This is a genomic window from Rhodococcus sp. PML026 (assembly GCF_000963615.1).
Classification (GTDB): domain Bacteria; phylum Actinomycetota; class Actinomycetes; order Mycobacteriales; family Mycobacteriaceae; genus Rhodococcoides; species Rhodococcoides fascians.
Genome location: NZ_KQ031376.1, coordinates 144984 through 155705, shown reverse-complemented (window position 1 = coordinate 155705; position 10722 = coordinate 144984). Strand labels below are relative to the sequence as shown.

Below are 10722 nucleotides of genomic sequence, written 5' to 3'. Positions count from 1 at the left end.
GATGCGTGCAGTGCACTGTCGATGCCCGCCCCCCGGGCATCGTGCGTCCACACCCTACGACATCACGCCGACACTCGACCGCTTGTCGCCTCCGCCGAGACCTGCTCGCAGCAGTCAGGCGGGAACCAGCTCGCTCACCTGGGCCAGCAGCTCGAACGACCTGAGCCAGGATCGACGATCGGAGACGCCCGAGGCGACGATCAACTCGTCTGCTCCCGTGCGTTCGGCGAATCGGTCGAGGTACTCCCTGACCATGTCGGGTGTCCCGACGGCCGAGTACTTCGTCATCTTCGAGATCTGTTGCCCCGCAGGTGCTTCCAGCACCATGTCGGCTTCTTCGTCGGTGAAGGTGCGACCCCGTCCGAGCAGCAGGCTCACGCGGCTTCTCTTGGTGCGGAGGAACTGGGCCTGAGCCTCGGCGACGGTGTCCGCGGCGATCACGTTGACGCCCACGATGAGGTGAGGTTCGGACAGCTGCGCCGACGGACGGAAGTCGCGGCGATAGATCTCCACGGCCTGTTCGAGTGCGTCGGGTGCGAAATGCGACGCGAATGCATACGGCAGGCCGAGGGCCGCCGCGAGCTGTGCGCCGAAGAGAGACGATCCGAGGATGTACAGCGGCACCTCGGTGCCGGCACCCGGCGTGGCACTGACCCCGGGGACGAGGGACTGCTGGGACAGGTACCCCTGCAGCTCCTGGACGTCCTGAGGGAATCGGTCCGAGGACGCCGGGTCGCGGCGCATGGCGCGCATGGTCACCTGGTCGCTGCCGGGGGCGCGGCCCAGTCCGAGATCGATCCTGTCCGGGAACAACGTGGCCAACGTGCCGAATTGCTCGGCGATGGTGAGCGGCGCGTGGTTGGGAAGCATGATCCCGCCGGAGCCGAGTCGAATTCGCTTCGTGTGTGCGGCCACGTGCCCGATCAACACCGACGTCGCCGACGATGCGATCGTCTTCATGTTGTGATGTTCGGCGTACCAGATGCGCTGGTAACCCCAGTTCTCGGCATGCTGGGCGAGCGTCACGCTGGCGTCGAAACTGTCTCGGATTGTTTCGCCCTCGCCCACGTGTGCGAGATCGAGGATGGACAGGGGTACGGACACGGAAGCCGACCTTTCGTTCGTCGAACATGTGCGGCCTCGGAGCCGCATTCTTTGTTCAACCGAATGCGGTGCCGTTCTATTTCTGTATCCCGATGCTTCGATGCAACGGTGGACCCTCCGGTTGTGCATGCGTTAGCCTGTCGTCCACGCGGCCTCGGGGGGAGGTCGCCGCGAATGCAGTTGTGGGGGCGCGGCCGTGGGGGCTGATCGATGAGTACCGTGCGCTTCGTTCGCAGCGCGCGCCGGGAAGTACCTCGGTCACCGGGCGGCGAGGTCGTACTTCAACCGCCGCCTCCCGTGCCGCGCGCGGTACCCGGCAATCTCCTGATGAAGCTGATGCCGCTGGTGATGGTCGCCGCCATGGTCGGAATGGTTGCGCTCATGTTCACTTCCGGTGCGGCAGCGAACCCGATGATGTTGATGTTCCCAGCCATGATGCTGATGTCGATGGTGGGCATGTTGGCCGGCGGGGGCAAGTCCGGGGGAGCACGTACCGCCGAGGCGAACGAGGACCGTAAGGACTATCTGCGGTATCTCGACCAGCTTCGACGAGACGTCGCCGACACCGAGCGAGATCAGCGCAGGGCACTCGAGTGGAGCCACCCGGATCCGGGCACTCTGTGGTCGACGGCCGGAACGCAGCGTATGTGGGAACGTCGGCCTCAGGACGCCGACTTCGCCCACGTGCGGGTCGGGCTCGGTGATCAGCGTTTGGCGACCCGACTCGTGCCTCCCGAGACCGGACCTGTGGAAGAGCTGGAACCGGTGTCCGCGGTGTCGCTGCGCCGATTCGTGCGAGCACACTCGGTGGTGTCCGAGTTGCCGATTGCCGTGTCGCTGAGGGGATTCGCCGCTCTGTCGATAGCCGGGGATCGCGATGCCGCTCGTGCGATGGTGCGCTCGATGGTCGCCTATCTCTGTACCTTTCACGGACCGGACCACCTCGCGGTTGCCGTCGTCTGCGGCCCCGACACCGTGGAGCAGTGGGAATGGACCAAGTGGCTGCCGCACACACAACACGACGTGTTGCGAGACGGTGCCGGTTCTGCGCGAATGATCTTCGGCAGTGTCCTCGAGCTCGAGAGCGCGCTGGGGGACGTCCTGTCGATGCGAAATCGCTTCGCACGTGGGGCGGTGAACAGTGGGGTCACGCAGTTGGTGATCGTGGTGGACGGCGGACTGGTCGCCAACCGTTCGACCGACCTCACCGACACCGGCCTCGATTCCGTCACCATCGTCGACCTGTCCGGGTTGTGCACGCGACTGGCGGCAAGTCGCGGGCTCCAGCTGGTGGTCGAGAACGGCTCGATCGGTGCGGTCAGCGGCACGGCAGTCGAGGTCTTCGCTGTGGCGGACGCGATGAGTACCATCGAGGCACACGCCGTTGCTCGACGCCTTTCTCCGTATCGCGCGCCGTCGTCGCCCTCCGCTGTCGATACCGTCACCGACGACGGGGCCGCAGTGTCGGGATGGAACAGCCTCGTCGGAATCGCCGACGTCGGTGCGCTCGATACGGATCGAGCGTGGACCGTGCGTCGCGGTCGAGACCGGTTGCGGGTACCCATCGGCGTCGCACCCGACGGCAGCGCGGTCGAGATCGATTTGAAGGAGTCTGCCGAGAACGGCATGGGTCCACACGGATTATGCATCGGCGCAACGGGTTCGGGTAAGTCGGAGTTTCTGCGTACGCTCGTTCTCGGATTGGTGTCCACCCACGCCCCGCAGCAGTTGAACCTGGTACTGGTCGACTTCAAGGGCGGGGCGACCTTCGCGGGGCTCGAGGCCGCGCCGCACGTGGCGGCCGTGATCACCAACCTGTCCGAGGACCTGGCTCTGGTCGACCGGATGCGTGATGCCCTCGCCGGCGAGATGAACCGTCGGCAGGAGTTGCTGCGCTCGGCCGGAAACTTCGCCAATGTGTCCGACTACGAGAAGGCGCGCGCAGCGGGAGCTGCTCTGGTGCCGTTGCCCGCTCTGTTCGTGGTGGTCGACGAGTTCTCGGAATTGCTCAGTCAGCAACCGGAATTCGCGGATTTGTTCGTGGCGATCGGGCGACTCGGACGTTCGTTGCACATGCATCTGTTGTTGGCCAGTCAGCGTCTGGAAGAAGGGAAGCTGCGCGGACTCGACAGTCATCTGTCCTATCGAATCGGTCTGAAAACGTTCTCGGCCAACGAGTCACGTTCCGTTCTCGGTGTTCCCGACGCGTACCACCTGCCTGCTCAGCCCGGTGCCGGCTATCTCAAGTGCGATTCGGCCGAGATCGTCCGCTTCGCTGCGGCCTACGTGTCCGGACCGTACGTTCCGCCACGTTCGAGTGCGGGGGCACCCGCCGCGCAGGGCGTCGATATCCGTCCGAGGCCGTTCACCGCATATCCGGTCGTGGTCGATCCCATCGAGAACGACGTCCGTGTCGAGCCGGTGGTCGAACCGGATCCGGTCGAGCACGACGACACCGGCGCGACCGTTCTCGACGTCGTCGTCGGCCGAATCGCAGGCCGCGGTATGCCGGCCCACGAGGTATGGCTACCGCCGTTGGACAAGGCACCGACACTGACCCGCTTACTGCCTCGGTCGGTACTGAGCGGCGGCGTCGATGCGCTGAGCACACTTCGTGCGCCGATCGGCATCATCGACAGGCCGTTCGATCAGCGGCGGGATCTGCTCACCGTCGACCTGTCCGGTGCAGCCGGGCACGTCGCGATCGTGGGGGCTCCGCAGTCGGGGAAATCGACGGCCCTTCGGTCGCTGATCATGGCTCTGGCGATGACGCACACACCCGCTCAGGTTCAGTTCTACTGCTTGGACTTCGGGGGTGGAACGCTGGCCGGGTTGGCCGAACTACCGCACGTCGGATCGGTGGCCAACAGATTGGACGTCGACCGAGTGCGCCGGACCGTGGCCGAGGTCGCGGCTGTCGTTCGTCAGCGGGAGAAGACTTTTCGAGATCGCGGCATCGATTCCATGGTCGAGTTCCGGCGGCTGCGGGCGATGCAACCGGTCGATGCGAACGACCGGTTCGGCGACGTCTTCCTGGTGATCGACGGATGGCAGTCCATCAGATCCGACTTCGAGAGTCTCGAACAACAGATCGCGACGCTGACGACCCAGGGACTGGCATTCGGTCTGCACCTCGTTCTGACGGCCTCTCGCTGGGCAGAAGTGAGGCCCGCGACGAAGGATCTGATCGGGACCCGGCTCGAGCTGCGACTCGGAGATCCGTCGGACTCGGACATCGGCCGAACGAAAGCCGCCAGTGTGCCGCAGGGCCGACCGGGCCGGGGCATGACCAAGGACGGTCTCCACCTGCAGATCGCACTGCCTCGGGTCGACGACCGTCGGTCGGTGGCCGACCTGTCCCGAGCTGTCGCAGAGTCCGTCAGCGCGATCGCCGCAGCGTCCACGGGGTCGCCTGCCCCGCCGGTCCGCATGTTGCCGGAGATGCTCGAACGGTCGGAGGTGCTCGATCGACTCGCCGGCGCCTGGCCCCGCGACCGTGGCACCGTTGCGGAACTGAGGGTTCCGATCGGCATCGACGAGGCCGAGCTGGCTCCGGTGACGGTCGACTTCGCCGAGAACCCACATTTCGTCGTCTTCGGCGACAGCGAATGCGGGAAGACGTCCCTGCTGCGGGGGATCTGTCGATCGTTGGTCGATGCGAACCCACCCGATCGGGTGAAACTGATCGTGGCGGACTACCGTCGAACTCTTTTGGGCACAGTCGATTCCGAGCATCTGGCCGGCTATGCGGCCGCGCAGGCGACGTTGACGGCGATGATCGTCGATCTCGCAGGCAGAATGAGCAGGCGCATGCCGGGATCGGACGTGACCCAGCAGCAGCTCCGAGAGCGGTCGTGGTGGGACGGCCCCGAGGTGTTCGTCGTCGTCGACGATTACGACCTGGTGGCCACCGCGTCCGGGAACCCGTTGTCGCCCTTGGTCGAGCATCTGCCACACGCCCGGGACATCGGACTGCACCTCATCGTGGCGCGTCGCTCGGGCGGGGCGGGGCGGGCACTGTTCGACCCGGTGATCGGGCGGCTACGCGACCTGGTGACTCCGGGATTGGTCATGAGCGGGAGCCGAGACGAGGGGAGCTTGATCGGCACCGTGCGTCCGAGCCCGATGCCGCCCGGACGTGGAGTGTTCGTCGATCGGTCCGGCCCCGCGCTCGTGCAGCTCGGACACTCGAGTTGACGAGGCCGCAGTGGCGTTACGCGGCTGTGCATTTGAGTCATTCGGAGATTTCTGTCGTCGCGTCCGGTGCGACGCTGCAGGGTCCACGCGAACACGTCGGATCCGCATACGCGGTATCGGAGGGTGGTCGACTCGTCTTCGGGCGGGCGGGCGCGGACACCGAGGTCCCTCCGCTGCTGTGTCTCGACGATCGATCGATCCTCGTGGGCGACGCAGTGTGGGATCGCGACGACGTCGTGCACGGGATCGTGTGGTCGGCGCTGCAGGGAGCCGGGATACACGAACGACTCGATCTGCTCGAGATCGCGTATCCCTCGACGTGGGGCGACGAGCGTCGAGAGCTCCTCCGAGCCGTGTTCGCCACGTCGGCGAGCGAGGTCGTCGTCGTGGAGACGGCGATCGCCGCGGTCGCGTCGGCGGGAGAACGCGCACCGGCTGCTGCGGTGGTGATCGAAGTGGGCACCCTCGACACGACGGTCGTCCTGGTGGACGAGGCAAGAACTCACGGCGGCGACATCGGTGCAGTACTTGCTGTCGGAGAACGAGACGACAGCTGGCGACGACGAGCCGACGACTACCTTCGATCGTCGGTGTCGCAATGTCCCGAGGACATTTTCATCGTGGCGGAGTCGGGTTCGAGCTCGAGCCCCGCTGCGGAAGATCCGGCACGATGGCTGACCGGACTCGACGTCGCCAGGTCTCTGTATCGACGTGCGGGAGCTGAGGTGGAAACTGCCCCGCCAGGGCGAGCCGCGGCAGGGCGCTCGGCGGCATGGCTCGATGAAGTGACCGTCGCGGTGCCACCTCCCCGAAGAAGCGGATTGCCGGTTCGAGTGTTCGGTGCGGTGGCCGCATCGGTCATCGTTGCCGGTGGTGTCGTTGCACTGACGTTCGTCCTTCGGTCTCCGCAAGAGGTGGCCGTCGCGACCTCGCCGCCGTTCGAGGTGCCTGCCACCCTGGCGGCATCGGCGACCGAAGCCACCCCCGCGACCGAAACGACCCCCGCGACCGAAACGACCTCGGCGACAGCAGTATCGGCGACGAGCGAGTCACCGTCGGTGATCCCGTCGGCGACGTTCGTCTCGGGCCGGGCGTCGCTGCGACTACCGGCGACCTGGACCAGGATGGAGGACCCGGCCCGGATGGTGTTGATTCCGCCGACAGCACCCGAGCGTCGCATCGTCGTCACAGTGCAGGAACTGGTGCCCGGCTCGACGCTCGAACAGGTTGCGTCCGAGCTCGGTGCGGCAGTCGACGCGCGTGGACCCGACTCCCCGATCGGATCGCTGGAGCCTGCCCGTGATTTCGGAGGTCGGGTGGGGATCTCGTACGTCGAGCGGCCGGCCGATGCGTCCACTGTGTTGTGGCGTGTGCTGGTCGAATCGGATGTGCAGGTGAGCATTGGCTGCCAGTTCGAGGGACCGGACTCGTCCGCGATCGACACCGAATGTGATCTGGCCACCCAGACTCTGGAGATCGTGCCGATGAGTTGAGGCCGCCGCGCAGATTTTCGCCGTATGCCGGAACCGAACCAAGGGGTGGCTGCGTCCAAGGAGATGTAGGGGAGTGAGCGGGCCGCACGCGGTCCCTCGGTCGAGCGTCATGTGCGCCGCGGGCGTACGTGAATACGAAAATCGAAGCAGAGGAGTCGAAGTGGGATATCCAGGGGGACCGGAATCTATGGGTTCGTCGAACGGCGTCACCGTCACACCGCAGGAGCTCGTTGCTGCCGGGGCGACGATCGAGGGCCTGAGCGTGTCGATCGATGCGTCCAACTCGGCCGTGCGTTCCATCGTCGAGCAGACCGCCGAGGCGTGGGTGGGCAAGGCCGGCAAGTCGTTTCAGGATGTCATGTCGCAGTGGGACACCAGTGCCCAGAAGATGCGCAGCGCGCTCGAGCAGATCTCGGCGGACATCAAGACCAACGGCCACGGCTACTCCGATGCGGACGACGACAACGTGGCGGCTGTGAATCAGGTGGCGGGATCGCTCGGTTCGGGACTGACCACGTTCAACTGACGGCACGACCGGCCACCGACGGCCGACCACACGACCGAGCTCTATTTAGGAGACTGATTCGACATGAAGTACGACTTCGCTCAGATCGCGGCGTTGACCGAGGCGATGAACAAGCAGGCGAACGTGACCAAAGACCTTCTCGCCGACGTGGACGGCACTGCGAAGAGACTCTACGAATCGTGGGAGGGCGACGCGATGACGTCCTACTACGAACTCCAGCGTCAGTGGAACTCCGCATCCGACGAGCTCAATCTCATTCTGTCGAGCCTCGTCGCGGCCGCCCGCACCGGCGGCGAGGCCATGCACGGGGTGGAGATGGCGAACAAGGCGCGCATGGCGCGCTGACCGTAGACCACGAGCGTCGTATGCCCCGATCGGCACTTGTCGGTCGGGGCATACGACTGTCGAGGGGGCGCGACACCTGGCGTGGGTTGCGGTGGCGGTGTGTACTGGACGGATGACGGATTTCGGGACGGCGATCGATGCCGAGCGTTCTCGCGCCGAACACCGCCTGCACTCCCTTCGCGACGAGCTCGCGTCGGTCATCGAAGGCAGCCGGTGGACCACCGACGACGACGAACACGACCCGGAGGGTTCCACCATCGCCTTCGAGCGTGCCAAGATTGCAGCCCTGATCTCCGACACCGAGTCCGAGATGCGCGAGCTCGACGCCGCGTCCACGCGGTGGGATCTCGGGACGTACGGCACGTGCGAGCGGTGCGGAGAGTCGATACCGGCGATCAGGCTCGAGGCATTGCCTGCGGCCCGCCGCTGTGTGCGGTGCGTTCGCCTGTCCTGAGCCGGTCTTCCGCGTCGGAGGCGTTTTGACCTGGGTGCCGGCTCCCGGTATCGTTCCCCGTTGGCGTGTATGGGCTCGCCGCATTTCTTCGATGCGCAGAGCTCTTGTCCTCGGGTCTCAACTGGCCGCCGAGGGCATCCACACGTCTTGGCCAGCAGCGACATCATGAAGACAGGAATTTTCTGTGTCTACTTACGCCCCGAAGGCCGGGGACACCACCCGGACGTGGCATGTGATCGACGCCACGGACGTCGTGCTCGGACGCCTCGCCGTCCAGGCCGCGACACTGCTCCGCGGTAAGCACAAGCCCACCTACGCACCCAACGTCGACGGTGGCGACTTCGTCGTCATCATCAACGCCGAGAAAGTTGCCATCAGTGGCAACAAGCTCGATGGCAAGTTCCACCACCACCACTCCGGCCATCCGGGCGGTCTGAAGTCGCGCTCGACGCGTCAGGTGCTCGAGAACAACCCCGACCGTCTCGTGGAGAAGGCCGTTGTCGGCATGATCCCGAAGAACAAGCTCGGAAATGCCATCGCGAGCAAGCTGAAGGTCTACGCGGGACCGAACCACCCGCATGCCGCTCAGCAGCCCGTTCCGTTCGAGATCAAGCAGGTGTCCCAGTGACGGCGCCGGAGGGAAATGACGTGACGTCGCAGGAGAACATCGAAGAGATCGCCGCCGACGAGTTCGTGGCAGTGGAAGATCCCGAGGTGGCCACGGAAATCGAAGCTGCTGCAGCTCCGGCCCCCATCGTGTTCGATCGCCCGATCCAGACCGTCGGCCGCCGCAAGGAAGCCGTCGCTCGTGTTCGGTTGTCCTCGGGCACCGGTGGATTCAAGCTCAACGGCCGCACCCTCGAGGATTACTTCCCGAACAAGGTGCACCAGCAGCTGATCAAGGCTCCTCTGGTGCTGGTCGACCGAGCAGAGTCCTTCGACATCGTGGCACTGCTGCACGGTGGCGGACCGTCGGGACAGGCAGGCGCGCTGCGTCTGGCCATCTCGCGTGCGCTGATCGAGCTCACCCCGGACGATCGCCCGGCTCTCAAGGCCGCCGGCTACCTCACGCGTGACGCGCGTGCGGTCGAGCGCAAGAAGTACGGCCTGAAGAAGGCCCGTAAGGCGTCGCAGTACTCCAAGCGCTGACGCGTCTTACCCGTTCCATCCTCGAGGGCAGGCTCCAGCAAGATCGGATGCCTGCCCTCGAGGCATTTTCCGACGACGTTCTCTCTGTTCGAAGGGGTCTTCATTCATGGCGCGATTGTTCGGCACCGACGGAGTGAGGGGACTCGCAGGCGGGGTCCTGACGGCAGAGCTCGCCATGACCATCGCCCGGGCTGCCGCCGCCGTGCTGGCACCGGATGTCGACGGTGGTCGACGGACAGCGGTCGTCGGTCGTGACCCCAGAATCAGCGGTTCGATGCTCGGTGCCGCAGTGTCGGCCGGGCTCACTGCCTCGGGTGTCGACGTGATCGACGTGGGCGTGCTGCCGACCCCCGCGGTCGCCTACCTCACCGGCGAATACGGCGCGGCGCTGGGCGTGATGATCTCCGCCTCGCACAATGCGATGCCCGACAACGGAATCAAAATTTTCGCCGCAGGCGGGCACAAGCTCGACGACGACATGGAAGATCGCATCGAGGCGTTGCTCGGGGTGGACGGCCGCACCGAGAAGCCGGTCGATGTGACCGGCGCTGCCATCGGTCGCATCGACGTCGCTCCCGACGCTGCCGAGCTCTATGCCGGGCACCTCGTCGCACCGCTCTCGCACCGACTCGACGGTGTCACCGTCGTGGTGGATTGCTCGCACGGTGCAGCCTCGACGGTCGGACCGGAGATCTACCGCCGGGCCGGTGCGACGGTCGTGGCGATCAACGCCGAGCCCGACGGGCTGAACATCAACGACGGGTGTGGTTCGACGCACCTGGAAGGGCTGCAGAAGGCTGTCGTCGAGCACGGGGCCGACCTCGGGATCGCGCACGACGGCGACGCCGACCGCTGCCTCGCCGTCGATGCCTCCGGTGCGGTGGTGGACGGGGACGCGATCATGGCTGTGCTGGCCATCGCGATGAGTGAGAACGGCACGCTGACCGACAACACGTTGGTCGCCACCGTCATGAGCAACCTCGGGCTCCACATCGCGATGCGCGAAGCGGGAATCACGTTGCGCACCACCGCAGTCGGTGATCGATACGTCCTCGAGGAGTTGCGCCGCGGAGGGTACGCGCTCGGCGGTGAGCAGAGCGGGCACGTCGTACTGCCCGCGATCGGGACGACCGGCGACGGGATCGCGACCGCGCTGCGTGTGATGGAGCGGATGGCCCGGACCGGACGCACCCTGGCGGATCTGGCGTCGCCGATGCGCACGCTGCCCCAGGTGTTGATCAACGTACGTGTCTCGGACAAAGCTGCGGTGGCGTCGGCACCGTCGGTGTCGGACGCCGTGGCCGTCGCCGAGCTCGAGCTCGGCCAATCGGGGCGAGTTCTGTTGCGTCCCAGCGGGACCGAACAGCTCGTGCGAGTGATGGTGGAAGCGTCGGAACTCGACGTCGCGACCCGGCTCGCCGAGGAGTTGGCGGGCCGGGTCGCGGCGGTCTGAT

9 protein-coding genes are annotated in these 10722 nt (G+C 65.9%); 8 read left to right on the top strand and 1 reads right to left on the bottom strand.

From position 1 onward, the window contains the following. Positions 1 to 114 precede the first annotated feature (114 nt). Positions 115 to 1104 (bottom strand): LLM class flavin-dependent oxidoreductase, encoded by a 990-nt coding sequence (locus VF34_RS20405; protein WP_027496339.1) that lies wholly within the window; start codon positions 1102 to 1104, stop codon positions 115 to 117. 210 nt (positions 1105 to 1314) lie between these two features. On the opposite strand from VF34_RS20405, the gene VF34_RS20400 reads away from it, so the two are divergent. The 8 genes from VF34_RS20400 to glmM all read left to right on the top strand — a co-directional run bounded on the left by VF34_RS20400 (position 1315) and on the right by glmM (position 10721). Then, the gene (locus VF34_RS20400; protein ID WP_032374677.1) at positions 1315 to 5301 is read left to right on the top strand and encodes a type VII secretion protein EccC; all 3987 of its coding nucleotides are present in this window, start codon (positions 1315 to 1317) and stop codon (positions 5299 to 5301) included. Next, the gene (locus VF34_RS20395; protein WP_080733354.1) at positions 5298 to 6794 is read left to right on the top strand and encodes a type VII secretion-associated protein; all 1497 of its coding nucleotides are present in this window, start codon (positions 5298 to 5300) and stop codon (positions 6792 to 6794) included. The genes VF34_RS20400 and VF34_RS20395 overlap by 4 nt, the downstream gene beginning before the upstream one ends. A gap of 187 nt (positions 6795 to 6981) precedes the next feature. Next, positions 6982 to 7320 carry a WXG100 family type VII secretion target gene (locus tag VF34_RS20390; protein WP_032365623.1) on the top strand — a complete coding sequence of 113 codons (339 nt, stop codon included), beginning with the start codon at positions 6982 to 6984 and terminating at the stop codon, positions 7318 to 7320. Between the two features lie 63 nt (positions 7321 to 7383). Beyond that, positions 7384 to 7665, top strand: a complete 282-nt coding sequence (locus tag VF34_RS20385; RefSeq protein WP_032365622.1) for a WXG100 family type VII secretion target — start codon at positions 7384 to 7386, stop codon at positions 7663 to 7665. A 112-nt stretch (positions 7666 to 7777) separates the two neighbouring features. Then, entirely contained in the window at positions 7778 to 8119 is a 342-nt protein-coding gene (locus VF34_RS20380) for a TraR/DksA family transcriptional regulator (RefSeq protein ID WP_027496343.1), read from the top strand. Between the two features lie 184 nt (positions 8120 to 8303). After that, positions 8304 to 8747: a 50S ribosomal protein L13 gene (gene rplM, locus VF34_RS20375; protein ID WP_027496344.1), complete on the top strand. Its 444-nt coding sequence runs from the start codon at positions 8304 to 8306 to the stop codon at positions 8745 to 8747. After that, positions 8744 to 9268, top strand: coding sequence for a 30S ribosomal protein S9 (rpsI, locus tag VF34_RS20370; RefSeq protein ID WP_027496345.1), 525 nt, complete (start codon positions 8744 to 8746; stop codon positions 9266 to 9268). The genes rplM and rpsI overlap by 4 nt, the downstream gene beginning before the upstream one ends. A gap of 106 nt (positions 9269 to 9374) precedes the next feature. After that, positions 9375 to 10721 (top strand): phosphoglucosamine mutase, encoded by a 1347-nt coding sequence (glmM, locus tag VF34_RS20365; RefSeq protein ID WP_027496346.1) that lies wholly within the window; start codon positions 9375 to 9377, stop codon positions 10719 to 10721. Position 10722: the final 1 nt, after the last annotated feature.